The sequence below is a fragment of the Pantoea anthophila genome (assembly GCF_006494375.1).
Lineage (GTDB): Bacteria > Pseudomonadota > Gammaproteobacteria > Enterobacterales > Enterobacteriaceae > Pantoea > Pantoea anthophila.
Genome location: NZ_VHIZ01000052.1, coordinates 153,159 through 179,019 on the forward strand (window position 1 = coordinate 153,159; position 25,861 = coordinate 179,019).

Below are 25,861 nucleotides of genomic sequence, written 5' to 3' on the forward strand. Positions count from 1 at the left end.
AAGGAGGGCGTTATGTTGTCAGCACTTCCCGCATTGTTACGCAATCAGGCCGAAGAGGCCGCCCGACAGCTTGAGGTGCCGCTGGCCTCGCTCAGCCCGGAGGAGGCTGCCGGGCTGGCTTTCAGTGATTTCGTGCTGGAAAACCTGCAACAACATCCCGACTGGTGGCAGGCGATACGCGACCAGCCGCCGCAGCCTGATGAGTGGCAACACTATGCCGCGTGGCTGAATCAGGCGCTGAGTACGGTTGACAGTGAAGCGAGCCTGATGCGGGAACTGCGGCTGTTTCGTCGTCGTATGCTGGTGCGGGTCGCCTGGATGCAGGCCCTGCAACAGGCCTCGACCGTACAGAGCCTGCAGCAGCTCAGCGTGTTAGCGGAAGTGCTGATCAGCCGGGCGCGTGACTGGGTCTGGCAGGCCTGCTGTCATGATTTCGGCACACCCTGCAATGCCGATGGTGAGGCACAGCCGCTGCTGATCCTGGGGATGGGCAAGCTGGGCGGCGGCGAACTCAATTTCTCCTCTGATATCGACCTGATTTTTGCCTGGCCAGAAAACGGCACCACGCGTGGCGGACGGCGTGAACTCGACAACGCGCAGTTCTTTACCCGTATGGGGCAGCGGCTGATCAAAGTGCTCGATCAGCCCACCATGGATGGCTTTGTTTATCGGGTGGATATGCGGCTGCGCCCCTTTGGCGACAGCGGCCCGCTGGTAATGAGCTTTGCCGCGCTCGAAGATTACTACCAGGAGCAGGGGCGCGACTGGGAGCGCTATGCCATGGTCAAGGCGCGGCTGATGGGCGATGACCAGGATCGCTGGAGCCTTGAGCTGCAGCAGATGCTGCGGCCCTTTGTTTACCGGCGCTATATCGACTTCAGCGTGATTCAGTCGCTGCGTAACATGAAAGGGATGATCAGCCGCGAAGTGCGGCGACGTGGACTGAAAAACAACATCAAACTGGGCGCGGGCGGCATTCGCGAAACCGAATTTATCGTGCAGGTGTTTCAACTGATTCGGGGCGGACGTGAGCGCTCACTTCAGCTGCGTGCGCTGCTGCCAACGCTGGAGGCGATTAAAACGCTGGCTCTGCTCCCTGCTGAACAGGTCGATGCGCTACGCGAGGCCTACCTGTTTCTGCGGCGGCTTGAGAATCTGCTGCAGAGCCTGGGCGATGAGCAGACACAGACCCTGCCGGAGGATGCGCTGCATCGCGCCCGGCTGGCATGGGCAATGGATTGTGCCGACTGGGCGACGCTGATGACGCAGCTCGACAGCCAGATGGCGGCCGTGCGCACTATCTTTGACGAGCTGATTGGTGAGGACACCCCGGACATCGACGACCAGCGTGAGCTGGCGGAGTTTCAGGTTCTGTGGCAGGACCAGCTGGAGGACAGCGAGCTGGCTCCGCTGGTGCCGCAGCTCAGCGACGATCAGCGGCTGTCACTGCATCAGACGCTGGAAGCTTTTCGTCAGGACATCAGCCGGCGCACCATCGGCCCGCGTGGCCGTCAGGCGCTGGATCAGCTGATGCCGCGGCTGCTGAGCGAAGTCTGCCTGCGCGAAGACGCGGCGGTCACGCTCAGCCGCGTGACGCCGCTGCTGCTTGGCGTGCTGACCCGCAGCACCTATCTGGAGCTGCTCACCGAATATCATGGCGCGCTGCGGCATCTGATCCGGCTGTGTGCCGCCTCACCGATGGTGGCCAGCCAGCTGGCACGTCACCCCTTGCTGCTGGATGAGCTGCTCGATCCCGCCACGCTCTATCAGCCCACCGCCACCGACGCCTATCGTGACGAACTGCGACAGTATCTGCTGCGTATTCCCACCGAGGATGAAGAGCAGCAGCTGGAAGCGGTGCGGCAGTTTAAACAGGCTCAGCATCTGCGTATTGCCGCCGCCGACATCGCGGGCACGCTGCCGGTGATGAAAGTGAGCGATCACCTGACCTGGCTGGCAGAGGCGATTATCGACTCCGTGGTGCGGCAGGCGTGGACGATGATGGTGCAGCGCTACGGCCGCCCCTCGCACCTGACCAGCGAACATGAGCGCGGCTTTGCCGTGCTGGGCTACGGCAAGCTGGGGGGCTGGGAGCTGGGTTACAGTTCTGACCTCGATCTGGTCTTCCTGCATGACTGCCCGGCAGACGCGGTGACGGACGGCGAGCGCAGCATCGATGGCCGTCAGTTCTATCTGCGCCTTGCTCAGCGCATCATGCATCTGTTCAGTACCCGCACCGCCTCCGGCATTCTCTATGAAGTGGATGCGCGGCTGCGTCCTTCCGGCGCGGCGGGCATGCTGGTCAGTACCTTTGACGCCTTTGACGACTATCAGCGCAACGAAGCCTGGACCTGGGAGCATCAGGCACTGGTCCGGGCGCGCGTGGTATTTGGCGAGGCGGCGCTGGGGGAACGCTTCAATGCCATTCGCCGGGCGATCCTCTCGCAGTCGCGCAGCGCGGAAGCCCTGCAGACCGAAGTGCGTGAGATGCGTGAAAAGATGCGCACTCACCTCAGCAACAAGCACAAAGGTCGCTGGGATATTAAAACGGACGCGGGCGGCATCACCGATATTGAATTCATCGCGCAATATCTTGTCTTACGCTACGCCGCTGAGCAGCCTGAACTCACCCGCTGGTCAGATAATGTGCGCATTTTTGAGCTGATGGCGACGTACCACAAAATGGCCGCCGATGAAGCGGAGGCCCTGACGCAGGCTTACGTTACCCTGCGCGACGCCCTGCACCATCGCGCGCTGCAGGAGCTGCCTGGCCACGTGGAGCCAGAGGCCTATGGCGCGGAGCAGCAGACGGTGCTGAGCAGCTGGCAGCGCTGGCTGGTAACGCCTGCGTCTATCCTGGCGTGATGCTGATAGCACAAATCGCAACTGTGCTATCATCCGCGCACTATTTTTAATGCAGTCTGGAGTGTCTGGAATGAAAGTGACTCTGCCCGCGTTCGGTCAAGCCTCAGTGCTGGTCGTCGGCGATGTAATGTTGGACCGCTACTGGTATGGCCCAACCAGCCGTATCTCCCCTGAGGCACCGGTGCCGGTGGTGAAAGTGGACACGGTTGAAGAGCGTCCTGGCGGCGCAGCAAACGTGGCGATGAACATTGCAGCACTCGGTGCCGCGTCACGCCTGATTGGCCTGACCGGCGAAGATGATGCGGCGCGCGTGTTAAGCAGCACGCTGAAAGATGTCAACGTACACTGTGACTTCGTGGCGGTTAAAAGCCATCCGACCATCACCAAACTGCGCGTGCTTTCCCGCAATCAGCAGCTGATCCGCCTCGACTTTGAAGAGGGCTTTGATCAGGTCGATCCGGAACCGATTCATCAGAAGATGCGCGAATCCCTGGTGGCTGCCGGTGCGCTGGTGCTATCCGATTACGCCAAAGGCGCGCTGGAAAGCGTGCAGACCATGATTACTCTGGCGCGTGACGCCGGTGTGCCGGTTCTCATCGACCCGAAAGGCACCGATTTTGCCCGCTACCGTGGCGCGACGCTGCTGACGCCAAACCTTTCAGAATTTGAAGCCGTGGTCGGCAAATGCAAAAGCGAAGAGGAGATTGTCTCGCGCGGCATGCAGCTGATTGCCGATTTCGATCTCTCTGCGCTGCTGGTGACCCGCTCCGAGAATGGCATGACGCTGCTGCAGCCAGGCAAAGCGCCGCTGCATCTGCCGACTCAGGCGCAGGAGGTCTATGACGTGACCGGTGCCGGCGATACGGTCATTGGCGTACTGGCGGCGGCACTGGCGGCAGGCGATTCACTGGAAGAAGCCTGTTTCCTCGCTAATGCAGCGGCCGGTGTCGTGGTCGGCAAACTGGGAACCTCGACGGTCAGTACCGTTGAGCTGGAAAACGCCATTCATGCCCGACCGGAGCAGGGGTTCGGCATCATGACGGAAGCGCAGTTAAAAGCCGCCGTTGAGATGGCGCGCCGCCGCGGTGAAAAAGTAGTGATGACCAACGGGGTGTTCGACATTCTGCATGCCGGTCATGTCTCTTACCTGGCGAACGCCCGCAAACTCGGCGATCGGCTGATTGTCGCGGTTAACAGCGATGCGTCAACCAAACGTCTGAAAGGGGAGAGCCGTCCGGTCAATCCGCAGGAAAACCGCATGATTGTTCTCGGTGCGCTGGAAGCGGTCGACTGGGTGGTGCTGTTTGAAGAGGATACCCCGCAGCGGCTGATCGCCAGCATTCTGCCGGACCTGCTGGTCAAAGGCGGCGATTACAAGCCGGAAGATATCGCGGGCAGCAAAGAGGTGTGGGCAAATGGCGGTGACGTACAGGTGCTGAACTTCGAAGACGGTATCTCGACCACCAACATCATCAAAACCATCCGCAGCCGCTGACAGCGGTATTAAGCGGGAGCCGTGCTCCCGCTTAACGGCTTATTCTGGCTTGTTATCCGCAGCAGGTTTCACGACATCGGCAGCCGGTGTTGATACCGGTGCTGCGGCAGGGGAGGTCGCTACGGATGACGGCGGGGTAACCGGCGCAGCAGGGGCAACCGGTGCGGTCGCGGTCGGCGGCGTACCTGCTGATGAACCCTGACTTTCCAGCTGGGCCAGACGCTGCTCCAGTGCCGCCATTTTCTCACGCGTACGCAGTAACACCTGCGTCTGCACATCAAACTCTTCACGGTTAACCAGATCCATCCGGGTCAGCTGCGCCTGGAGAACCTGACGAATTTTCTTTTCGACATCATCGCCAAACTCGCGAACGCCTTTAGGCATCGCGTCGTGAACCTGGCGGGCAAGTTGTTCAATTTTTTTCGTGTCGATCATGATGATTTCCTGGTTACGGGAGCTGTGTCAGCGTGTTTACCAACGTAATAAGTGTTAAGTGTAATGCCAGAAATGAAAAGGATAAACCTCAAATCGGTAACGCAGAAAATGCAAAAGCAATTGCGCTATTGATGATTGCCGCTACAAACGATCGGCGTTATAGTTGATTTGCTTATTCTCAGGGCGGGGCGCAATTCCCCACCGGCGGTAAATCAGCCTCGGCTGAAAGCCCGCGAGCGCTTTATTCCACTGAAAAGCGGGGTAAAGGACAGCAGATCCGGTGCAATTCCGGGGCCGACGGTTACAGTCCGGATGGGAGAGGGTAACGACACCTGTCGGACAATTGTGTCTGCATCACGTTATTGCCACGTCTTTTTGACGTCACTCCTAAGCATGCCCTGATTCTGGTAACCCATACATTTTAAGGTTTTTATTACCATGAATCAGACGCTACTTTCTGAATTTGGCACGCCTCAACAGCGTGTAGAACGTGCTATCGCCGCCCTGCGTGAGGGACGCGGTGTGATGGTGCTCGACGATGAAAATCGTGAAAACGAAGGCGATATGATCTTCGCCGCAGAAACCATGACCGTTGAACAGATGGCCCTGACCATTCGTCACGGCAGCGGCATCGTGTGCCTCTGCCTGACCGAGGAACGTCGTCAGCAGCTCGACCTGCCAATGATGGTGGAGAACAACACCAGCTCGTTTGGCACCGGCTTCACGGTGACCATCGAGGCTGCAGAGGGCGTTACCACCGGCGTTTCTGCTCAGGACCGTATTACCACGATCCGTGCGGCGATTGCTGATGACGCTAAACCCACCGATCTGCATCGCCCTGGCCATGTCTTCCCGCTGCGTGCGCGTGAAGGCGGCGTCTTAAGCCGTGGCGGTCATACCGAAGCGACCATCGATTTAGTGACGCTGGCCGGCTTTAAGCCCGCAGGCGTACTGTGTGAACTGACCAACGACGACGGCACTATGGCGCATGCGCCTGAGGCGATTGCGTTCGCGCGTCAGCACAACATGCCGGTGGTGACCATTGAAGATCTGATTGCCTGGCGTCGTGAACACGAGACGCGTCACGCCAGCTAATCGCCGACAGTCAAAAACAGGTCACGCAGCGTGACCTGTTTTCCTTTCTGAGTTATTCAAATTTTCTGATAATCATCATCACGCTTATCAGCGTGCTAACGTCGGGAATGCGCGTATCGTAGTGGCTATCACCTAACCGATCCCGGGGGATCACGAATGAGCCAGTTACGCATGCCGGCGCTGTTTTTGGGCCACGGCAACCCAATGAATGCCCTTGAAGAGAACCGTTATACGGCCGCCTGGCGCCATGCAGGTGAGACTCTGCCACGCCCGCGGGCGATTGTGGCGGTCTCTGCGCACTGGTATACGCGCGGTACGGCGGTAACGGCGATGTCCTCTCCCAGAACCATTCATGATTTTGGTGGCTTTCCGCAGGCGCTGTTTGACACCCGCTATCCCGCACCGGGCTCGCCTGAGCTGGCGCAGCAGCTGGTGGAGCAGCTGGCGCCGGTGGCGGTAACGCTGGATCATGAATGGGGGTTCGATCACGGTTCCTGGGGCGTGCTGATTAAGATGTACCCGCAGGCCGATATTCCGGTGGTGCAGCTCAGCATCGACGGCACAAAACCTGCTGCATTTCACTTTGAGATGGGGCAGAAACTGGCCGCACTGCGCGATCAGGGCGTGATGATCGTCGCCAGTGGTAACGTGGTGCATAACCTGCGTAAGGTGCGCTGGGGAGGCGGGGACGAGGTCTATCCCTGGGCCAGCCGCTTTGAGCAGTTTGTCCGCGATAACCTTGAGGTGCAGAGCGATGCCGCTTCCCATCCGCTGGTGAACTTTATGACGCATCCTGATGCGGCGCTGGCGAACCCGACGCCTGAGCACTATCTGCCGCTGCTCTATGTGCTGGGTGCGCGTCAGCCGGATGACGCCATCACCCTTCCGGTTGAGGGTATGGAGATGGGTGCCATCAGCATGTTGTCGGTTCAGGCAGGTTAGGGCTGATGAGAAAAAACAGGCCAGAGGCTGGCCTGTTCTTGTCGCGCTGCGTTAACCGATAAACGCGTGCGGATAGAAACGTGAAAGATCCTGAGTGATCAGCTCGCGATCTTCACGCAGGCCGATACCGGCGGGTTGATCGTCAATCAGCCAGCTGCCGATCAGCGTGTAGCTGTCACCAAACTTAGGCAGCGGATGAAACTGCTGGACGATCATTCCTTCTTCACCGTAAGGCCCGTCGACGCGGGCGATCTCCTGACCCTTCTCGATGATGCGGATGTTCGCGCCCTCGCGGGAAAACAGCGGCTTAACCACATACTTTTCCATCGGCGGGACATCATCTTCCGCGAACCAGGCGGGCAGCAGATTAGGGTGATTCGGGAACATCTCCCAGAGCATCGGCAGCAGGGCTTTGTTCGACAGAATGCTCTTCCAGGCCGGTTCGAGCCAGCGCACGCCAGCATCAGCCAGCTTGGTGGAGAACATCTCACGCAGCATGAATTCCCACGGATAGAGCTTAAACAGGTTGCTGATCACCTGATCCTGCGCATCGGTAAACTCGCCTTTTTCTCCCAGGCCAATTTCATCAATGTAGAGAAATTCAACCGGCAGACCCGCTTCGGTCGCGCAGTCCTGAAGATACTGCACCGTGCCGCGATCTTCTTCGGTGTCACGGCAGCAGGCGAAATGCAGCAGGTTAAACCCATGCTGCTGATGCAGGGTGGCAAAGCGCTCGATCAGTTTTTCCTGCAGGCTGTTGAACTGATCGCTGCCAGCCGGGAGCTGTCCGGCATTTAGCTGGTCTTCCAGCCAGAGCCACTGGAAAAAGGCCGCTTCATACAGCGAGGTCGGCGTATCGGCATTGTTCTCCAGCAGCTTGATGTCGCCTTTGCCATCCCAGGCGAGATCGAGGCGCGAATAGAGCGAGGGCTGACGCTGACGCCACGAATCCCGCACAAAATCCCAGGTGTGCCGGGGAATGCGGAAGCGGGTCAGCAGGGCTTCACTGTTGACCACTTTTTCCACCACCTGCAGACACATCTGGTGCAGCTCAGCCGTCACCTCTTCCAGATGATCGATTTGCGCCAGCGTGAACTGGTAGTACGCCTCTTCGCACCAGTAGGGCTCGCCATGCATGGTGTGAAAACGAAAACCGAACTCGGTGGCTTTTTCGCGCCAGCCCGGACGCTCTGAAATGGCAATGCGTTCCATCGGGGATTAGCCTCCCATTGAGCGGCTGGAAGTACCGCTGGCGCTGCTGCGCTGCATGCTGTTCTGCTTCGCCACGGTTTCACCGAAGCCACCACGGGTAATGGTCGAGGTCGTCGCCGGTTTAGGAGCCAGCGCCGTTTTCGGCACGTTCATGGTTTTGCCGGAGGTCGCGGCACCATAATTACGGCCGGAGGCATCGACAAACTGGCCGTTTGCCGGACTGCGCGGGTTTTTCGACGAGAAGAGTGGCTGCTGTGCGAAGCCTGCGCCACCGCCCATCATGCGACCCATCATGTAACCGGCCATCAGCGGCATCCAGAAACTGCCGCCACTCTGCTGGGCTTCAGCATTGGTGGTGCCGGCGCCCGCCTGAGCCGGGGTCTGCTGACACTGGTTTTCACCAAATTCAGCGACACAATCTTCACGTGTGGCATATTTTGGCGCGGTGCGCTCCGCCTCTTTTTTGGCTTCATTGAAGGCGGTGGTACATTGCGCACTCTGACCCGGATTGGCTTTAGAACAGTCATCGGCGTTCTGATACATCGAAACCGTTTCATCGTTCTGCTCGCAGCCTGCCAGCATAAATACCGCTGAAACCGCGATAGCAACAGGCGTTAAATGGCGCGCCTGCCAGCTCTTACGAAAAGCGGCATAGCGAATAGATTTTGTGCGTTTCATTATGATTATCCTGTGCCCAAAGGTAGCGCATAGAATAGGGGATGGGGGGGTAAAATTGAAGCTGAAGGCCTGATGCCGCAGGGATCTTTACTTAGTTATACGTTCAACAGAGAGACGGGCCGCAAAGCAGCCCGTCAGTGCTGATTAGTTACCGAAAGGGTTACCGCTTTTCTGGCGGGCAGCGGCAGGACGTGCAGCCTCTGCTGAACCCGTCGCGACCGGACCGTTGTCCACGCGCGCGGTCTGCTGCGCGTTTTCCGGTGCCACGGTTTCCGGAGAGGTCGGGATCTCTTTACCCAGCTGGCTGTTCAGTTTCTGCAGGCTCTGCTCGTTGAGCGTGCCCAGCGCATAGCTGATGTTCAGCTGGTTAATCAGGTAGCTGTAGCGCGCATCAGAAAGCTGCTGCTTGGCATTGTAGAGTACGGTGGTCGCATCCAGCACGTCGACGATAGTACGTGTACCCACCTGATAACCGGCTTCTGACGCATCCAGTGAACTCTGCGCAGAGACAACGGCCTGTTTATAGGCGTTGATGCTGCTGATCGAGGCGTTCACGTTGTTGAACGATGAGCGCACGGTCTGCACCGCAGTGCGGTGAGCGCTTTCCAGCTGTTCGCTGGCGCTGACGAAACCGTACTGCGCCTGTTTCACCTGAGAGGTCACGCCGCCGCCGCTGTAAAGCGGCAGAGAGAAGCTCAGACCCACCTGGTTTGAACCGGTGATGGAGTCGGTAGAGCCTGCGCTCTGGTTAGCACGGCTGCCGCCATATTTGCTGTTCGACATGCCGGTAGAGGCGGTCAGATCCAGCGTCGGCATATGACCGGTTTCCGCGGAGCGGATCTGCTCACGGGCCAGATCCTGGTTCAGACGTGCAGACAGCAGCGACAGGTTACGACTCTCGGCCTGCTTGAGCAGCGCGCTGACCGCTTCCGGCTTATCGGTTCTGAAACGGTCGATGTTCAGCGACGCCAGCGACAGGTAGTCCATGCCGGTGATCTGACGCAGCGTCTCTACGTTGTTATCCAGATTGTTTCGCGCGGTCACTTCGTTAGCCAGCACGCTGTCATACTGCGCGCGGGCGTTCTGAACGTCAGTGATGGCCACCAGGCCGACGTTAAAGCGCTGAGTCGTCTGGTCCAGCTCACGATAGATGGACTGTTTCTGCGCTTCGGTGTAAGAAAGCGTATCAATCGCTTTCAGCACGTTGAAGTAGGCGGTGGCGGTGTTCAGAATCAGATCCTGCTGTGCAACCTGATAGGTCACATCCTGAATACCGGCCGCTTTTTCCTGCAGGGTCAGCGCGCGCCATTTCGACATATCGAAAATGGTCTGGGTTAATTGCAGCGAGCCACTGGTCGTGTTGGAATGGAGTCCGCTGTTATCGCGATAACCGCTGTTGTAGGTGTAATCTGCACCCAGGCCGAGCTGTGGTAATAATGGGCTACGCGCTTCGTTAATTTTCTCAAAAGCAGAATCGCGATCGGCTGCGGCGCTGCGCAGATCCGGGTTGCTCAGACGTGCCTGCTGGTAAACCTGCAGCAGATCTTCGGCCTGGCCGGTAAAGCTGAAACCGCCCAGGCTCAGCCCAATAAAAAATGGGAGCAGTTTTTTCATTTGCATTCCTTTTGTTGCAGCAAATTGCAGTGCGTGCGCTGCCGGGTAAGCCAAAAATTATCGCCGATTCTAGCAGAGGGCAACTGTGAGATAAGTTGGCTGAACGTGCCTTCTCCCTCTAATTTACGTAAATAATTCAGAAAGAACACCCTACATGGAGCACGGTCAGAGGCTTTTTTCGCTCCACCCAATCTGCATAAGGAACCTGATGATGCCGGAAGAAAAAAAATCCCCCGTGACTTTCACAAAAAACGATGTAGAAATTATTACACGCGAAACCGTCTATGATGGTTTTTTTTCCGTTGTACGTTACCGCTTCCGCCACCGCCAGTTTAATGGCGAAATGAGCGGCGAAGTGCAGCGCGAAGTTTTTGAGCGCGGACATGCCGCCGTGCTGCTACCTTATGATCCCTTACGTGATGAAGTGGTGCTGATTGAACAGATCCGCATCCCGGCTTATGACAGCAGTGCCTCGCCCTGGCTGCTGGAGATGGTCGCCGGCATTATCGAGCCGGGGGAGTCTGTTGAGCAGGTCGTGCGTCGTGAAGCCGTGGAAGAAGCAGGATTAGAGGTCGGCCGGATTAAGCCTATGCTGAGCTATCTGGCCAGCCCTGGCGGCACCAGCGAACGACTGTCGGTGCTGATTGGGGAAGTGGATGCCAGCCTGGCAGAGGGATGCCATGGTCTGGAGGAAGAGAATGAGGATATTCTTGTCCATGTGGTGAGCCGCGAACAGGCTTATCGCTGGGTGGAAGAGGGGATTATCGATAATGCGGCGTCTGTCATCGCCCTGCAATGGCTGGCGTTGCACCATGAAAAACTACGTGAAGAGTGGATACAAAAATGAAACAGCGCTATACCCCTGATTTCCCCGAAATGATGCGGCTCTGCGAAACCAATTTCGCCCAGTTACGCCGCCTGCTGCCGCGCAGCGATGAGGCGGGTGCATCGGTGATCTATCAGGTGAGTGGCGCCCGTTATCAGCTGACCATCCAGGAGTCGACCCGCTACACCACGCTGGTGGAGATTCGCCAGGTCGCGCCTGCCGTGAGTTACTGGAGCCTGCCTTCGATGTCGGTACGGCTCTATCACGATGCGATGGTCGCTGAAGTGTGTTCAACTCAACAGATCTATCGCTTTAAAGCGCGCTATGATTATCCTAATAAAAAATTGCATCAGCGCGATGAAAAACATCAGATAAACCAGTTTCTCGCAGACTGGCTGCGCTACTGCCTGGCACATGGCGCAATGGCAGTTCCGGTCTGCTGATGCGTATAATGCAGTAAATGGCGTGGAGACGAAGGAAACGCTTTGGATAGCCTGCTAACTCTTCCTGTGGCGAACGGTTCCGAAATCAGGATTTTACAAATCACGGACACCCACCTGTTCGCTGGAAAACATGAGTCGCTACTTGGGGTGAATACCTGGTCGAGCTATGAAGCGGTCGTGGAGGCAATTACTGCGCAGCAGCGCGACTACGACCTGATCATTGCCACCGGCGATCTGGCTCAGGACCACTCAGTGGAGGCCTATCAGCATTTTGCTGAGGGTATCTCACGTTTGCCCCGCCCCTGCGTCTGGCTGCCGGGAAATCACGATTTCCAGCCCGCGATGGTCGATACGCTGGCAGCCGCCCATATCAATGCCCACAAGCAGGTGCTGCTGGGCGATCAGTGGCAGATCGTTCTGCTCGACAGCCAGGTGCCCGGTGTGCCGCACGGCATGCTGAGCGACTACCAGCTGGAGTGGCTCGATAATGCGCTGGCCCGCTTTCCACAACGACACACGCTGGTCCTGTTGCATCACCATCCGCTGGCCTCAGGCTGCACCTGGCTCGACCAGCATAGCCTGCGCAATTCCCATCAGCTTGACGCGGTGCTACAGCGCTATCCGCTGGCCCGGACGCTGGTGTGTGGTCATATTCATCAGGAGCTGGATCTGCTGTGGCATGGCCGCCGGGTGCTGGCGACGCCATCGACCTGCGTGCAGTTCAAACCCCACTGCACCAGCTTTGCGATTGATACCGTCGCGCCAGGCTGGCGCTGGTTTACCCTGCATCCGGATGGCGGCGTAGAGACCGAGGTTAACCGGCTCGACACCGACGCTTTTCGTCCCGATTTAGACTCAGAAGGATACTGACGCGTGGCGGCACTGCTCTATCTGCACGGTTTTAACAGCTCGCCGCAGTCGGCGAAGGCGACGCAGTTCCGGCAATGGTTAGAGACGCATCATCCGTCGATTAAGATGATTGTGCCGCAGCTGCCAACCTTTCCGGCGGACGCTGCCGCCCTGCTGGAAGAGCTGGTCCTGAGCCACAGCGGTGAAACCCTGGGGCTGGTCGGCTCGTCGCTGGGGGGCTATTACGCCACCTGGCTGTCACAATGCTTTATGCTGCCGGCGGTTGTCGTCAACCCTGCGGTACGCCCCTTTGAGCTGCTGGCCGATTTCCTCGGCGACAATCAGAATCCCTACACCGGCCAGCAATATGTGTTAGAGTCACGCCACATTTACGATCTGAAAGTGATGCAGATCGAACCGCTGGAAGCGCCCGATTTACTCTGGCTGCTGCAACAAACCGGCGATGAAGTTCTCGATTACCGTCAGGCGCTCGACTACTACAGCGCGTGTCGCCACACGGTAGAAGAGGGCGGAAATCATGCATTTACTGGATTCGAGCGCCATTTCCCGCAGATTCTGGACTTTCTTGGTCTGAATCACACCTGAGTAACGCGGAAATCGCACCCCATTTCACCCATCTGACAGACATTTACGATGAGTCAATCAAATTATAACGCGGATGCCATTGAGGTCCTGACTGGCCTTGAGCCTGTTCGCCGTCGCCCGGGGATGTACACCGATACGACGCGGCCCAACCATTTGGGTCAGGAAGTGATTGATAACAGCGTCGATGAGGCGCTGGGCGGCCACGCGAAGCGGGTTGAAGTGATTCTGCACGCCGATCAGTCGCTGGAAGTCATTGATGACGGGCGCGGCATGCCGGTGGATATTCACCCGGAAGAGGGCGTGCCAGCCGTCGAGCTGATCCTCTGCCGCCTGCATGCGGGCGGCAAGTTTTCCAACAAGAACTACCAGTTTTCGGGCGGCCTGCACGGCGTCGGGATCTCGGTCGTTAACGCCCTCTCTAAACGCGTCGAAGTCACGGTGCGCCGTAATGGCGAGATCTATGACATGGCGTTTGAGAATGGCGACAAAGTTCAGGATCTGACCGTGACCGGCACGGTGGCAAAACGCAACACCGGTACGCGCGTCCACTTCTGGCCCGATGAGAGCTTCTTCGACAGCCCGCGTTTCTCGGTTTCGCGCCTTTCACATCTGCTGAAAGCCAAAGCGGTGCTCTGTCCGGGCGTTGAGATAATCTTTAAAGACAAGCTCAACAACACCGAACAGCGCTGGTGCTATGAAGATGGCCTGACCGACTATCTGTGTGAAGCCGTGAACGGCCTGCCTACGCTGCCTGAAAAACCGTTTGTCGGCAGTTTTGCCGGTGATGTGGAGGCGGTGGACTGGGCACTGTTATGGCTGCCGGAAGGCGGTGAGCTGTTAACGGAGAGCTACGTCAACCTGATCCCGACCATGCAGGGCGGAACCCATGTTAACGGTCTGCGTCAGGGGCTGCTGGATGCGATGCGTGAGTTCTGCGAATACCGCAATATCCTGCCGCGTGGCGTGAAGCTCTCTGCGGAAGATATCTGGGATCGCTGTGCCTATGTGCTGTCGGTGAAGATGCAGGATCCACAGTTTGCCGGTCAGACCAAAGAGCGCCTGTCATCACGTCAGTGTGCCGCCTTTGTGTCGGGCGTGGTGAAGGATGCCTTCAGCCTGTGGCTGAACCAGAACATCCAGACGGCAGAACTGCTGGCTGAACTGGCGATCTCCAGCGCCCAGCGGCGTATGCGGGCCGCCAAAAAGGTGGTGCGTAAGAAACTCACCAGCGGGCCGGCGCTGCCAGGCAAGCTGGCGGACTGCACCGCCCAGGATCTGAATAAGACAGAACTGTTCCTGGTCGAAGGGGACTCGGCAGGCGGATCGGCCAAGCAGGCCCGCGATCGTGAATATCAGGCGATCATGCCGCTGAAAGGCAAGATCCTGAACACCTGGGAAGTCTCTTCCGATGAGGTGCTGGCGTCGCAGGAAGTGCATGATATTTCGGTGGCGATCGGTATCGATCCCGACAGCGAAGATCTTTCTCAGCTGCGTTACGGCAAGATCTGCATCCTGGCAGATGCGGACTCGGATGGGCTGCACATCGCCACGCTGCTCTGTGCGCTGTTCGTGAAGCATTTCCGTTCCCTGGTTAAAGGCGGGCACGTCTACGTCGCCATGCCGCCGCTTTACCGTATCGACCTCGGCAAAGAGGTCTACTACGCGCTGGACGAAGATGAGAAAGAGGGCGTGCTGGAGCAGCTGAAACGCAAAAAGGGTAAACCTAACGTACAGCGCTTTAAAGGGCTGGGTGAGATGAACCCGCTGCAGCTGCGTGAAACCACGCTCGATCCCAATACCCGCCGTCTGGTGCAGCTGACCATCAGCGACGAGGATGCGGATCAGACCCTGCGCATGATGGATATGCTGCTGGCGAAAAAACGTTCCGAAGACCGGCGCAACTGGTTGCAGGAAAAAGGCGATATGGCCGACATCGAAGTGTAAAAGCAGGACGCGAAAGCGTCCTGTTCTTTTATGCCCGACGCATCACCCGTGAACGGTGGCCGGAAAGCCAGTCCACTCAGCAGAGACAGTAACCCTTGTGAAAATTACCCTGGAAGAGCTACGCGCCTGGGTGGCGGTGGTGGACAGCGGCTCGATTACGGCGGCGGCCTCTCAGCTGGCGCAGACCAGTTCCGGTATCAGTCGGGCACTGTCGCGGCTGGAGAGTAAACTGCAGACCACGCTGCTGCATCGCACCACCCGACGGCTGGCACTCACCGAAGAGGGGCAGGTCTTTCTGGAGCATGCGCGCCAGATTCTGGCCTCGGTTGAACAGGCTGAAGAGCAGATTGCCCTGCGGCGTGAAATGCCGTCAGGACGGCTGCGGGTCAACGCAGCGACGCCCTTTATGCTGCATGTGATCGTGCCGCTGGTGGAGGATTTCCGCGCCCGCTATCCGCTGATCCAGCTTGAGCTGAATACCGACGATATCCTGATCGATCTGCTGGAGCAGCAGACCGACGTGGCCATTCGCATTGGTGAACTGCGCGACTCCACGCTGCGCGCCCGGATGCTGGGTAGCAGCGCGATCCGGCTGATGGCAAGTCCGGCTTATCTGGCGAAGGCGGGCACACCGCAAAGCGTTGCCGATCTGGCGCAGCATCAGACCATTGGCTTCAGTCATCCTGAGATCCATAACCTCTGGCCGATCTGGCAGGCGGAAGGGGAGTTTATGCGGGTTAAGCCGACGATCGCGGCTTCCAGCGGAGAGACCATCCGGCAGCTGGCGCTGGCAGGACAGGGGATTGCGCGCCTTTCCGACTTTGTCAGTCGGGAAGATTGCGCCGCCGGGCGACTGGTGCCGGTGCTGACAGCGGAAACCCGCGAGCTGCGACTGCCGGTACATGCGGTCTACTACCGAAACACCACGCTCTCTTCGCGCATTGGCTGCTTCCTGGATTTTCTCCGCAGCGAGATCGATCGTCGACAGCTGCTCTGAGCCGTTTGTCAGAAATAAAAAACCCCTGTCGCGGGACAGGGGTTCTGATGAGTTCTAAACCCGCATTCGGGCACGTCTGGCCGCAATGTATTAGCTCAGCGCGCAGGGAACAGGGTCAGAAGAGGAAAACGTCCCGCGCCATGGACGGCGCGGGCCGAGCAGTCATGGATGACGTTTTTGCGTTTTTCCGATCTGACCCTGTTCCCTGTGCCGGCTCGATCGCAAAGCGAATCTGGCCGGGTTTTATCACCAGCCTTAACCCCGGTTACACCACAGGGATTAAAGCTTCAGCAACAATCAGGCGCTGGGTTCCAGCACCAGAATCTTCACATCCACCACGTCATCTTTGATCAGCGCGCGATGGGCATCCATGTGCGGCATCTGCTGATGCTGCTCCAGATGGCGCAGCGTTTCCCACTGTTCCAGCATGAAAATAGAGTCGGGGGAGTTCTGCTTCCACGGCACCTGAGCCTGATGATCCAGCAGCGCGTCATACTGATGGCAGCCATCTTCTGCCAGCACCTGCGGGATCAGCTTGTTCACGGCATCAAGCACGGCCTGACGGCGTCCGGGTTTGACACAAATTTCTGCTACGACAGTTAACATTCGCGAATTCCTCTTTCGTGGGAAAAGTGTAAGTCTCCACCCTCTATCTTAGGCAAAAACCTGGCTAAGATGGTTCCGATAAGCGGCGATGTCGCGTGGCACGTCCGGGGCTTTAATCACGTCGTTGCAGATAAAGGTCGGCAGCGCCTCCATTCCCAGGAACTGATTCGCTTTGTGGAAGTGCAGATAGAGACCATCCACGCCGACGCCTTCAAAGAACTGCTCCGGATCGGTAAAGGCCTGCAGCGGCGCGTTCCAGGTCAGTGACAGCATATATTTTTTGCCCTGCAGCAGGCCGCCGGAACCATACTTTTTCGCAGCATCGGAGCGGGTACGACCATCGCTGGCGTAGAGCGAGCCGTGGCCTTCGGTGAAGACTTCGTCGATGTAACGCTTCACGGTCCAGGGCTCACCCATCCACCAGCCCGGCATCTGATAAATCACCACATCGCTCTCAACGTACTTCTGTACTTCATCCGCTACCACGTAGTCGCTGTCCGCGACGGTGACAGAAACCTCATGTCCCATGTCACGCAGCTGACTGGCCGCCACATCGGTCAGGGTGTGGTTCAGTTCGCCTTTAGAGTGGGCAAAGGTTTTGCCGCCATCGATAATTAAAATTTTGCTCATCAACTGTTTACCTCATTGTCTGAATATGGGGCTCAGCTTACGCGCGCTGCGGCCGCAGAAAAATGGGACGTTGATCACAAGACTTTTGCTATGACAGCAATAATCGGCCCGTCTATGGCACGATGAGTGGGCAAACTCATCATGAAAAAAACACCAATGAAAAAAATCGTCTTCGCTTTGCTGCTGGCCAGCGGTGCTGTCCAGGCTCAATCTCATCTCGACACTATCCTCAGTTCTAAAGTCCTGAAAGTCTGTACCACCGGCGACTACAAGCCTTACAGCTTCCTGCGTCCCGATGGTCAGTATGAGGGCCTGGATATCACGATGGCTGACGCGCTGGCGACCTCGCTGAACGCTAAGGTGCAGTGGGTGCCGACCACCTGGAAAACCCTGATGCCCGACTTTCTGGCGAAGCAGTGTGATATCGCCGTCGGGGGCATTTCGGTCACCCTGAAACGCCAGCAGACTGCCTGGTTCGCCCAGCCACTGGATGTCGATGGCAAAATCCCGCTGGTGCGCTGCGCCGATAAAGCGCGCTTTCAGACGATTGAGCAGCTCAACCGTCCCGATGTGCGCCTGATTGAACCGGCAGGCGGCACCAACGAAGCCTTTGTTCACAGCCATCTGCCCAGCGCATCACTGACGCTGTTCCACGATAACGTCACCATCTTTCAGCAGCTGGTGGACAACAAGGCGGATGTCATGATCACTGACGCCTCCGAAGCGCGCTATCAGCAGCAGCACTATCCGACGCTCTGTGCCCTGAATGCTGACAAGCCGCTGCAGTATGGTGAGAAGGCGTACATGATTCCGCGTGATGACATCAGCTGGAAGCTCTATGTCGATCAGTGGCTGCACCTCAGCACCGCGACCGGGGAATACCGTGATATTGCCCGCCAGTGGATGGGGACCGCGCGCTGACCTGCTCCTGCCTGACGACGCGAGGCGTGCCGGTCGCTGACTGACACGCCTCGGGCGGCTGAAATCGCGCGGGTGCACGGCGCGCAGACCCGCGCTTCCCCTGTGACTAACACCAGCGAATAAGGTACTATCCTCGCCAAACCACCGCCGGGTGTCCCGCCGTTGTGGGCCACGATGTGAGGATGAGAAATTAATGAGTGAACTGACTCAGGATGGTGCAGAGCGTCTTGCCCTGCATACGTTTACCGAGAACGCGTACTTAAACTATTCGATGTACGTCATCATGGACCGCGCCCTGCCTTATATTGGCGACGGGTTAAAGCCGGTCCAGCGCCGTATTGTCTACGCCATGTCCGAACTGGGACTGAACGCCAGCGCAAAATTTAAAAAATCGGCGCGTACTGTCGGTGACGTGCTGGGTAAATACCATCCGCACGGCGACAGCGCCTGCTACGAAGCGATGGTGCTGATGGCGCAGCCTTTCTCCTACCGCTATCCGCTGGTTGATGGCCAGGGAAACTGGGGGGCGCCGGACGATCCCAAGTCGTTTGCCGCGATGCGTTACACCGAATCGCGCCTGTCAAAATATGCTGAAGTGCTGCTGAGCGAGCTGGGGCAGGGGACGGTCGATTATCAGCCGAACTTCGACGGTACGCTGCAGGAGCCGAAGATGCTGCCGGCGCGCCTGCCGAACATTCTGCTCAACGGCACCACCGGTATTGCAGTCGGTATGGCGACCGACATCCCGCCGCACAACCTGCGTGAAGTGGCGCAGGCGGCGATTGCCCTGATCGACTCGCCAAAAACCACGCTGGAACAGCTGCTCGATATTGTTCAGGGGCCTGATTATCCGACCGAGGCGGAGATCATCACGCCGCGTGACGAAATCCGCAAAATCTATCAGTCCGGGCGGGGCTCCATCCGCCAGCGCGCGGTCTGGAAAAAAGAAGAAGGCGAGGTGGTTATCACCGCGCTGCCACATCAGGTTTCAGGCGCGCGCGTGCTGGAGCAGATCGCCAGCCAGATGCGCAATAAAAAGCTGCCGATGGTCGAGGATCTGCGTGATGAGTCGGATCATGAGAACCCGACCCGGCTGGTGATCGTGCCGCGATCTAACCGCGTCGATCTCGATCAGGTCATGAACCATCTGTTCGCCACCACCGATCTGGAAAAAAGCTACCGCGTTAACCTCAACATGATCGGGCTGGATAACCGTCCGGCGGTGAAAAACCTGCATGAGATCCTGACCGAATGGCTGGTGTTCCGTCGCGAAACGGTAAAACGCCGTCTTAACTACCGTCTGGATCGCGTGCTGCGTCGCCTGCATATTCTCGAAGGGTTGCTGGTGGCGTTCCTCAACATCGATGAGGTGATTGAAATCATCCGGACGGAGGATGAGCCGAAGCCGGTGCTGATGTCGCGTTTTGGCATCAGTGAAACCCAGGCCGAATCGATTCTCGAACTGAAGTTACGCCACCTGGCAAAACTGGAAGAGATGAAGATCCGTGGCGAGCAGGCGGATCTGGAAAAAGAGCGCGATCAGCTGCAGGCCACGCTGGCCTCTGAGCGCAAGATGAACACCCTGCTGAAGAAAGAGCTGCAGGCTGACAGCGCCAGCTACGGCGATGAGCGCCGTTCGCCGCTGCATGAGCGTGAAGAAGCCAAAGCCCTGAGTGAAACCGAGCTGGTGCCGTCTGAGCCGGTCACCATTGTGCTGTCGCAGATGGGCTGGGTACGCAGTGCCAAAGGGCACGATATCGATCCGGCGGGCCTGAGCTACAAAGCGGGTGACAGCTATCTGGCTGCCGCACGCGGCAAGAGCAATCAGCCGGTGGCCTTTATCGACTCCACCGGTCGCAGCTACACCCTGGACCCGACGTCGCTGCCTTCTGCACGCGGACAGGGCGAGCCGCTGACCGGCAAGCTGACGCCGCCGCCGGGCGCCGTGGTTGAACAGGTGCTGATGGAAGCTGATGACCAGCGTCTGCTGATGGCCTCGGATGCGGGTTACGGCTTTATCTGCACCTTCAGCGACCTGGTGTCGCGCAACCGCGCCGGTAAAGCGCTGCTGACGCTTCCGGACAATGCCCGCGTGATGACGCCAATGGCCGTGCATCATGAAGATGACATGCTGCTGGCGATCACGCAGGCGGGACGGATGCTGATGTTCCCGGTCGGAGAGCTGCCGCAGATGTCGAAAGGCAAGGGCAACAAAATCATCTCCATTCCTTCCGCGGAAGCGGCCGCCGGTCAGGACAAACTGGCCTGGCTGATGATCCTGCCACCGGGCAGCGCGATTACGCTGCACGTCGGCAAGCGTAAAATGTTGTTGCGCAGTGAAGAGCTTCAGAAATTCCGCGCCGATCGCGGACGTCGCGGCACGCTGTTACCGCGCGGCCTGCAAAAAATTGATCGTGTTGAACTGGATGCGCCTGCGCGTCCGGCGAGCCCGGATAGCGAAGCGTAAACAACCCGGCTGACCCCGCGTCAGCCGTGGCTCAATGAGGGAACTATGCTACTGATTCTGCGTACCATTATTGTCATCATCTATTCGATTTTGATCTGTGTGTTTGGCTCTGTCTGGTGTCTTTTTTCACCGCGCGATCCGCGTCACGTCGCCACCTTTGGCCATCTGTTTGGCCGCTTATCGACGGTGTTTGGCCTGAAAGTCGAACTGCGTAAACCGGCAGGGGCGGAAAACTACGGGAATGCGATCTACATCGCGAACCACCAGAACAACTACGACATGGTCACCGCCGCCAAAATTGTGCAGCCTTCGACGGTCACGGTCGGTAAGAAGAGCCTGTTGTGGGTGCCGTTTTTTGGCCCGCTCTACTGGCTGACCGGCAACCTGCTGATTGACCGTGACGACCGTGCTAAAGCGCGCGGCACCATCGGTGAGCTGGTGGATCAGTTCAACCGCAAGCGCATCTCCATCTGGATGTTCCCGGAAGGCACGCGCAGTCGGGGCCGTGGCCTGCTGCCGTTTAAAACCGGGGCATTCCACGCTGCTGTCGCGGCGGGCGTGCCGATCATTCCGATTGTGGTCTCCAACACCCATGACAAGATCAACCTTAACCGCCTGAAAAATGGCCTGGTCATCGTTGAGATGCTGCCACCGGTTGACGTAAAGGCGTTTGAATCGGTTTCGGTGCGTAAGCTGGCTACCCACTGTCGCGAACTGATGGCCGCGAAGCTGGAAGAGCTGAACGCCGAAGTGGCCGAGCGCGAAAAAAACGGAAAAATCTGACCGGCGAGCCGTTCGCCGAACTATCCTGCATGGATGCCACACGGCGTGGCAGTGACTGCCCGCCGTCGTGAACGCAGCACAGCAAAAACAGAGCAATAAAAACAGGGTCGGCGCGTTAGCGCCACGCGTAAAGGGTCAGAAGTTTTATGTCTTTCAGCAGACGTCAGTTCATCCAGCTTTCTGCCGGAGTGGCGCTTAGCGCCGGTATCATCCCTCATGCGGCCCGTGCCGCGTCTTCTGCCAGTGGCGACACACCGCTTCCGGTTCCGCCGTTGCTGGAGTCCCGTCGCGGCCAGCCGCTGTTCCTGACGATGCAGCGCAGCCACTGGTCCTTTAATGGCGACAACAACAAAGTACCGGTCTGGGGCATCAATGGTCTCTACCTGGGGCCGACCGTCCGGGTTTACAGCGGCGATGACGTTAAGCTGATCTACAGCAACCGGCTGAATGAACCGGTCTCCATGACCGTCAGCGGCCTGCAGCTGCCAGGCGCCCTGATGGGCGGCGCGCCGCGCATGATGTCGGCCGGGGTTGACTGGGCACCGGTTCTGCCGATTCGTCAGGCCGCCTCGACCTGCTGGTATCACGCCAACACGCCAAACCGCATGGCTCCGCATATCTACAATGGACTGGCGGGCATGTGGCTGGTGGAGGATGATGTCAGCAAGCAACTGCCGTTGCCAAAGCACTACGGCGTGGATGACTTCCCGATTATTATTCAGGACAAGCGGCTCGATAACTTTGCCACGCCGGTCTATGACCCGCCGCAGGATGGCGGCTTCCTGGGCGATACGCTGCTGGTGAATGGCGTCCGCAATCCGTACGTCGAGGTGTCACGCGGCTGGGTGCGTCTGCGTCTGCTGAACGCCTCAAATGCGCGACGCTATGAGATGGTGCTCAGCGATAATCGTCCGTTTATGGTTATTGCCAGCGATCAGGGTTTTCTCTCTGCCCCGGTGGCGGTGCAGCGTCTCTCGCTGGCACCCGGTGAACGCCGGGAGGTGCTGATAGACATGTCGCAGGGCGATGAAGTGTCGATTACGGCGGGAACGGCGGCGGGCATCATGGATCGGCTGCGTGGCTTCTTCGAGCCCTCATCGATTCTGACCTCTACCCTGATCCTGACCCTGCGGCCCACCGGTTTACTGCCGCTGGTGACCGATAACCTGCCGATGCGGCTGCTGGCCGATCAGATTCTGGATGGGGCGTCGGTTCGCACCCGCGAATTCCGTATCGGCGACACGATGCCGGGCATCAACGGCGCGCTCTGGGATATGAACCGGATTGATACCACCGCGCAGCAGGGCACCTTTGAGCGCTGGATCCTGCACGCCGACCGGCCACAGGCGCTGCATATTCAGGGCGTCATGTTCCTGATTAAAAGTGTTAATGGCGCACAGCCGATGGGCGAAGATCGTGGCTGGAAAGATACGGTGTGGGTCGATGGCAGTGTGGAACTGATGGTCAGCTTCCCGCAGAGTTCGTCAGACCATTTCCCGTTCGTCTATTACAGCCAGACGCTGGAACTGGCCGATCGTGGCACGGCCGGTCAGCTGGTGGTACAGCCTTCTGCATAATGCACAGGGTCAGGCGGAGAGACCCGCCTGACCTACGCTTTCTGCTCTGCAGCCGCAGAGCGGTCAGTGCGTTACCGGGCTTAGTTAAAGGTTTCCGGGTCCGGTCCCAGACGATTGCCGCTGTCCAGCTTCGCAATATCACTCACTTCATGCTTATCCAGACGGAAGTCGAACACCTTAAAGTTCTCTTCGATACGGGCTGGGGTTACAGATTTCGGGATCACCACCAGGCCACTGTCCAGATGCCAGCGGATGACGATCTGGGCCGGGGTCTTGCCATACTTCTTCGCCAGCGACTTGATGATCTCCTGATCGAACACCCCTTTGCCGCCCTGCGCCAGCGGGCTCCAGGATTCGGTCTGAATCTGGTGCATCGCGTTCCAGGCGTGAAGGGTGCGCTGCTGCAGCATCGGGTGCAGCTCAATCTGATTGACCACCGGGGTAACACCGGTTTCATCCATCAGTCGCTTCAGATGCGCTTCATGGAAGTTGCAGACGCCGATACTTTTCGTCAGTCCCTGCTGCTGCAGCTCAATCATCTTCTTCCAGGCATCCACATAGTGATCTTTTTCCGGGCAGGGCCAGTGCATCAGATAGAGATCGACCTGCTCCAGCTGCAGTTTCTGCAGGCTGGTTTCCATCGCCTGCTGAACGTTCTGCTGATCGTCATTCCACAGTTTGGTGGTGACAAAAATCTCTTCACGCGGCACATCGGTTTCCTGCAGTGCCTGACCAATCGCCTCTTCATTTTTGTAGGCCGCGGCGGTGTCGATTGAGCGATAGCCGACTTCCAGCGCTTTCAGCACCGCATGACGTGCATCTTCAATGCTGGCCTGCCACACGCCGAGTCCCAGTTGCGGCATCATATTGCCATCGCGCAGTTTAATAATGGGCTGGTCTGCCATAGTTGCTCCTTTCCGTTGCGGTTAACCCGTGAGATTTCACTGTGCTTAAGTCTAGCCAACAATTTTCAGCCTGCTCAGTGAAGCGCTCCGCCCGCGTTCTGAAGCCCTGCCTGATTCGGTAAAATTCTTGCCTGATTCTCCAGCCCGCTGGTGATTTGCACATCCGCGCGGCACACTGGATTTTTACCCGTAAAGGAGTCGCTATGGCGCACGATGCACTGTGTCACCGGCTGGCACAGCAGGTAGTTAACTTAATGACGCAGGGTCGCGACCGGCTCTGTCAGGTCGAAAATGTGTCGCTGATCTACGCAAATCAGTATCGTCCCCGGACGCCGATGATGTATCAGCCCGGCATTGTCATTTTGTTTCAGGGCAGCAAAACCGGCTACCTTGGCAGCACCGTCTTTCAGTATGACGCCAGCAAATATCTGATGCTCACCGTGCCGCTGCCGGCGGAGTGCGAAACCTGGGCGTCGCCGGAAACCCCGATTGCCGGACTGTGTCTCAATGTGGACACCGCCAGCCTGCAGGATCTGCTGATCGAAATCGGCGATGACGATCAGTTTCAGCCGCAGCCGCTGACCTCCGGTATCCACTCGGCGTGGCTGACGGAGCCGATGCTCTGTGCCGCAGAACGCCTGCTTGATGTGATGACTCAGCCGCGCGAAGCGCGGGTGCTGGGACCACACATTGTGCGGGAGATTATCTATTACGTGCTGACCGGCCCGATTGGCGGCGCGCTGCTCTCACTGGTGAGCCGGCAGACCCAGTTCAGCCAGATCGCGCGTGCGCTGCGCCGGATTGAGAATCACTATGCGGATAACCTCAGTGTCGATGCACTGGCGGCAGAAGTGAACATGAGCGTTTCCGCTTTTCACCATAACTTTAAAGCGGTCACCCAGACGTCGCCGTTGCAGTATCTCAAGCGCTATCGTCTGCATCAGGCGCGGCTGCTGATGTTGCACGATGGGCTGAAAGCGAGCGCGGCGGCGGTGCGGGTTGGCTATGAAAGCCCTTCACAGTTTTCGCGGGAGTTTAAGCGCTACTTTGGCGTAACGCCGGGAGAAGAGGTGAGTCGGGTCAGGCAGACGGTCGCGGATCCGTCCGCCTGAAAGGTGGCAGATCCCGGCACCGCGTGCTGCGATCAGGCCTGTTTCTGCCGACGCTTTTTCCAGATCACCAGAATGCTGCCAAACAGGCCGACCACCAGCAACACCATCGGCAGCACCATCAGGATCGCCATCACCTGATCTTCATGACGCTTGATAAACGGCACCTGGCTGATGCCATAGCCAAAGGCGACCACAATGCCGACCCACAGCACGCCGCTGAGCCAGTTAAAGAGCTGGAAGCGACTGTTCTGCAGGCCCGCAATTCCCGCCATGGTGGGCAGAATGGTGCGGATAAACGCGAGAAAGCGGCCGACCAGCAGCGCCATCAGGCCGTGACGGTTAAACATATTCCAGGCACGCTGATGATACTGCGCGGGCAGATGCATCAGCCAGCTCTTCACCAGACGGGTATTGCCCAGCCAGCGCCCCTGCAGATAACTCAGCCAGCAGCCGAGGCTGGCGGCGGTCGTGAGGATCACCATCGTGGGGACAAAATCCATGACCCCTTTGGCCACCATCGCACCCGCCAGTAACAGCAGGCTGTCGCCCGGCAGGAAGGAGGCAGGTAACAGACCATTTTCCAGAAACAGCGTCAGAAACATCACGCCATATACCACCCATACCACATCCGGATTTGCCAGCGCGGCAAAATCCTGATGCCAGAGCGCCTGGACAATCTCGTGTAAAACACCCATTAGCGATTCCATCACGTCACAAGGAACTATTCGTCTGCATTCCGCGCGCGCAGTGACTGCACTGACACGCTGAACGATACGGGATAAATGTTAACAACAAATCCGTCATAGCCCGGCAAACTCACTGGTCAGCCGCGACCCGGTTTATCTTCTGTTTACTTTTT

23 protein-coding genes and 1 riboswitch are annotated in these 25,861 nt (G+C 58.2%); of the genes, 15 read left to right on the top strand and 8 right to left on the bottom strand.

Annotated elements, in window-relative coordinates; genetic code table 11:
* Positions 1-12 precede the first annotated feature (12 nt).
* Together glnE and hldE are read left to right on the top strand one after the other, a co-directional pair.
* Positions 13-2,865: a bifunctional [glutamate--ammonia ligase]-adenylyl-L-tyrosine phosphorylase/[glutamate--ammonia-ligase] adenylyltransferase gene (glnE, locus tag FJW00_RS16050; RefSeq protein ID WP_140924921.1), complete on the top strand. Its 2,853-nt coding sequence runs from the start codon at positions 13-15 to the stop codon at positions 2,863-2,865.
* Positions 2,866-2,935: 70 nt separating this feature from the next.
* Positions 2,936-4,360, top strand: a complete 1,425-nt coding sequence (gene hldE, locus FJW00_RS16055; protein WP_140029540.1) for a bifunctional D-glycero-beta-D-manno-heptose-7-phosphate kinase/D-glycero-beta-D-manno-heptose 1-phosphate adenylyltransferase HldE — start codon at positions 2,936-2,938, stop codon at positions 4,358-4,360.
* A 39-nt stretch (positions 4,361-4,399) separates the two neighbouring features.
* Here hldE and ubiK read toward each other — a convergent pair whose 3' ends face one another.
* Positions 4,400-4,795 carry a ubiquinone biosynthesis accessory factor UbiK gene (gene ubiK, locus FJW00_RS16060; protein ID WP_009087294.1) on the bottom strand — a complete coding sequence of 132 codons (396 nt, stop codon included), beginning with the start codon at positions 4,793-4,795 and terminating at the stop codon, positions 4,400-4,402.
* Positions 4,796-4,965: 170 nt separating this feature from the next.
* Positions 4,966-5,123: riboswitch (FMN riboswitch) on the top strand.
* 110 nt (positions 5,124-5,233) lie between these two features.
* On the opposite strand from ubiK, the gene ribB reads away from it, so the two are divergent.
* Positions 5,234-5,890 (top strand): 3,4-dihydroxy-2-butanone-4-phosphate synthase, encoded by a 657-nt coding sequence (gene ribB / locus FJW00_RS16065; protein ID WP_009087293.1) that lies wholly within the window; start codon positions 5,234-5,236, stop codon positions 5,888-5,890.
* 156 nt (positions 5,891-6,046) lie between these two features.
* Entirely contained in the window at positions 6,047-6,832 is a 786-nt protein-coding gene (gene ygiD / locus FJW00_RS16070; RefSeq protein ID WP_140924923.1) for a 4,5-DOPA-extradiol-dioxygenase, read from the top strand.
* A 51-nt stretch (positions 6,833-6,883) separates the two neighbouring features.
* Here the strand turns inward: ygiD and FJW00_RS16075 are convergent, their stop codons facing one another.
* The 3 genes from FJW00_RS16075 to tolC all read right to left on the bottom strand — a co-directional run bounded on the left by FJW00_RS16075 (position 6,884) and on the right by tolC (position 10,336).
* Entirely contained in the window at positions 6,884-8,044 is a 1,161-nt protein-coding gene (locus FJW00_RS16075; protein WP_046102560.1) for a glutathionylspermidine synthase family protein, read from the bottom strand.
* A 6-nt stretch (positions 8,045-8,050) separates the two neighbouring features.
* Entirely contained in the window at positions 8,051-8,722 is a 672-nt protein-coding gene (locus FJW00_RS16080; protein ID WP_009087289.1) for a DUF1190 family protein, read from the bottom strand.
* Between the two features lie 144 nt (positions 8,723-8,866).
* Positions 8,867-10,336 (bottom strand): outer membrane channel protein TolC, encoded by a 1,470-nt coding sequence (gene tolC / locus FJW00_RS16085; protein ID WP_058956432.1) that lies wholly within the window; start codon positions 10,334-10,336, stop codon positions 8,867-8,869.
* A 211-nt stretch (positions 10,337-10,547) separates the two neighbouring features.
* Between tolC and nudF the strand changes: the two genes are divergently transcribed.
* From nudF to FJW00_RS16115, 6 genes are all read left to right on the top strand, one after another.
* Entirely contained in the window at positions 10,548-11,183 is a 636-nt protein-coding gene (gene nudF, locus FJW00_RS16090) for an ADP-ribose diphosphatase (protein ID WP_009087285.1), read from the top strand.
* Entirely contained in the window at positions 11,180-11,605 is a 426-nt protein-coding gene (locus tag FJW00_RS16095) for a DUF1249 family protein (protein WP_009087284.1), read from the top strand. Before nudF ends, FJW00_RS16095 begins: the two co-directional genes overlap by 4 nt.
* Before the next feature lie 42 nt (positions 11,606-11,647).
* Positions 11,648-12,475, top strand: a complete 828-nt coding sequence (gene cpdA, locus FJW00_RS16100; protein ID WP_009087282.1) for a 3',5'-cyclic-AMP phosphodiesterase — start codon at positions 11,648-11,650, stop codon at positions 12,473-12,475.
* A gap of 3 nt (positions 12,476-12,478) precedes the next feature.
* Positions 12,479-13,060: an esterase YqiA gene (yqiA, locus tag FJW00_RS16105; RefSeq protein ID WP_009087280.1), complete on the top strand. Its 582-nt coding sequence runs from the start codon at positions 12,479-12,481 to the stop codon at positions 13,058-13,060.
* A gap of 48 nt (positions 13,061-13,108) precedes the next feature.
* Entirely contained in the window at positions 13,109-15,004 is a 1,896-nt protein-coding gene (gene parE / locus FJW00_RS16110) for a DNA topoisomerase IV subunit B (protein ID WP_009087278.1), read from the top strand.
* 97 nt (positions 15,005-15,101) lie between these two features.
* Positions 15,102-16,001: a LysR substrate-binding domain-containing protein gene (locus FJW00_RS16115; protein ID WP_140029536.1), complete on the top strand. Its 900-nt coding sequence runs from the start codon at positions 15,102-15,104 to the stop codon at positions 15,999-16,001.
* Between the two features lie 297 nt (positions 16,002-16,298).
* Here FJW00_RS16115 and FJW00_RS16120 read toward each other — a convergent pair whose 3' ends face one another.
* Both FJW00_RS16120 and FJW00_RS16125 read right to left on the bottom strand, forming a co-directional pair.
* Positions 16,299-16,607, bottom strand: coding sequence for a putative quinol monooxygenase (locus FJW00_RS16120; protein ID WP_009087274.1), 309 nt, complete (start codon positions 16,605-16,607; stop codon positions 16,299-16,301).
* A 48-nt stretch (positions 16,608-16,655) separates the two neighbouring features.
* The gene (locus FJW00_RS16125) at positions 16,656-17,237 is read right to left on the bottom strand and encodes an NAD(P)H-dependent oxidoreductase (RefSeq protein ID WP_009087272.1); all 582 of its coding nucleotides are present in this window, start codon (positions 17,235-17,237) and stop codon (positions 16,656-16,658) included.
* Between the two features lie 156 nt (positions 17,238-17,393).
* Here FJW00_RS16125 and FJW00_RS16130 point away from each other — a divergent pair, with 156 nt between their 5' ends.
* The 4 genes from FJW00_RS16130 (at position 17,394) to ftsP (ending at position 22,985) form a co-directional block, all read left to right on the top strand.
* On the top strand, positions 17,394-18,158 hold the full coding sequence (locus FJW00_RS16130; RefSeq protein WP_140924926.1) for a transporter substrate-binding domain-containing protein: 765 nt from the start codon (positions 17,394-17,396) through the stop codon (positions 18,156-18,158).
* 193 nt (positions 18,159-18,351) lie between these two features.
* On the top strand, positions 18,352-20,625 hold the full coding sequence (parC, locus tag FJW00_RS16135) for a DNA topoisomerase IV subunit A (protein WP_140924928.1): 2,274 nt from the start codon (positions 18,352-18,354) through the stop codon (positions 20,623-20,625).
* Between the two features lie 45 nt (positions 20,626-20,670).
* Positions 20,671-21,408, top strand: a complete 738-nt coding sequence (locus tag FJW00_RS16140; protein ID WP_140924931.1) for a 1-acylglycerol-3-phosphate O-acyltransferase — start codon at positions 20,671-20,673, stop codon at positions 21,406-21,408.
* A gap of 146 nt (positions 21,409-21,554) precedes the next feature.
* Positions 21,555-22,985 (top strand): cell division protein FtsP, encoded by a 1,431-nt coding sequence (ftsP, locus tag FJW00_RS16145; protein WP_009087261.1) that lies wholly within the window; start codon positions 21,555-21,557, stop codon positions 22,983-22,985.
* 80 nt (positions 22,986-23,065) lie between these two features.
* Here the strand turns inward: ftsP and dkgA are convergent, their stop codons facing one another.
* Positions 23,066-23,890 (bottom strand): 2,5-didehydrogluconate reductase DkgA, encoded by an 825-nt coding sequence (gene dkgA / locus FJW00_RS16150; RefSeq protein WP_009087259.1) that lies wholly within the window; start codon positions 23,888-23,890, stop codon positions 23,066-23,068.
* A gap of 203 nt (positions 23,891-24,093) precedes the next feature.
* On the opposite strand from dkgA, the gene FJW00_RS16155 reads away from it, so the two are divergent.
* A complete protein-coding gene (locus FJW00_RS16155; RefSeq protein ID WP_009087257.1) occupies positions 24,094-25,002 on the top strand; it encodes an AraC family transcriptional regulator in 909 nt (302 codons plus the stop codon).
* 32 nt (positions 25,003-25,034) lie between these two features.
* Here the strand turns inward: FJW00_RS16155 and FJW00_RS16160 are convergent, their stop codons facing one another.
* Entirely contained in the window at positions 25,035-25,697 is a 663-nt protein-coding gene (locus FJW00_RS16160) for a DedA family protein (RefSeq protein WP_009087255.1), read from the bottom strand.
* Positions 25,698-25,861: the final 164 nt, after the last annotated feature.

Bases quoted from the DNA above. Each gene is read 5' to 3' on its own strand.
- ftsP (WP_009087261.1), top strand. From the start codon at position 21,555: ATGTCTTTCAGCAGACGTCAGTTCATCCAGCTTTCTGCCGGAGTGGCG.
- ubiK (WP_009087294.1), bottom strand. From the start codon at position 4,795: ATGATCGACACGAAAAAAATTGAACAACTTGCCCGCCAGGTTCACGAC.
- ygiD (WP_140924923.1), top strand. From the start codon at position 6,047: ATGAGCCAGTTACGCATGCCGGCGCTGTTTTTGGGCCACGGCAACCCA.
- FJW00_RS16160 (WP_009087255.1), bottom strand. From the start codon at position 25,697: ATGGGTGTTTTACACGAGATTGTCCAGGCGCTCTGGCATCAGGATTTT.
- FJW00_RS16155 (WP_009087257.1), top strand. From the start codon at position 24,094: ATGGCGCACGATGCACTGTGTCACCGGCTGGCACAGCAGGTAGTTAAC.
- parE (WP_009087278.1), top strand. From the start codon at position 13,109: ATGAGTCAATCAAATTATAACGCGGATGCCATTGAGGTCCTGACTGGC.
- hldE (WP_140029540.1), top strand. From the start codon at position 2,936: ATGAAAGTGACTCTGCCCGCGTTCGGTCAAGCCTCAGTGCTGGTCGTC.
- tolC (WP_058956432.1), bottom strand. From the start codon at position 10,336: ATGAAAAAACTGCTCCCATTTTTTATTGGGCTGAGCCTGGGCGGTTTC.
- FJW00_RS16075 (WP_046102560.1), bottom strand. From the start codon at position 8,044: ATGGAACGCATTGCCATTTCAGAGCGTCCGGGCTGGCGCGAAAAAGCC.
- nudF (WP_009087285.1), top strand. From the start codon at position 10,548: ATGCCGGAAGAAAAAAAATCCCCCGTGACTTTCACAAAAAACGATGTA.
- FJW00_RS16095 (WP_009087284.1), top strand. From the start codon at position 11,180: ATGAAACAGCGCTATACCCCTGATTTCCCCGAAATGATGCGGCTCTGC.
- dkgA (WP_009087259.1), bottom strand. From the start codon at position 23,890: ATGGCAGACCAGCCCATTATTAAACTGCGCGATGGCAATATGATGCCG.
- FJW00_RS16080 (WP_009087289.1), bottom strand. From the start codon at position 8,722: ATGAAACGCACAAAATCTATTCGCTATGCCGCTTTTCGTAAGAGCTGG.
- ribB (WP_009087293.1), top strand. From the start codon at position 5,234: ATGAATCAGACGCTACTTTCTGAATTTGGCACGCCTCAACAGCGTGTA.
- FJW00_RS16125 (WP_009087272.1), bottom strand. From the start codon at position 17,237: ATGAGCAAAATTTTAATTATCGATGGCGGCAAAACCTTTGCCCACTCT.
- FJW00_RS16120 (WP_009087274.1), bottom strand. From the start codon at position 16,607: ATGTTAACTGTCGTAGCAGAAATTTGTGTCAAACCCGGACGCCGTCAG.
- parC (WP_140924928.1), top strand. From the start codon at position 18,352: ATGAGTGAACTGACTCAGGATGGTGCAGAGCGTCTTGCCCTGCATACG.
- FJW00_RS16140 (WP_140924931.1), top strand. From the start codon at position 20,671: ATGCTACTGATTCTGCGTACCATTATTGTCATCATCTATTCGATTTTG.
- FJW00_RS16130 (WP_140924926.1), top strand. From the start codon at position 17,394: ATGAAAAAAATCGTCTTCGCTTTGCTGCTGGCCAGCGGTGCTGTCCAG.
- glnE (WP_140924921.1), top strand. From the start codon at position 13: ATGTTGTCAGCACTTCCCGCATTGTTACGCAATCAGGCCGAAGAGGCC.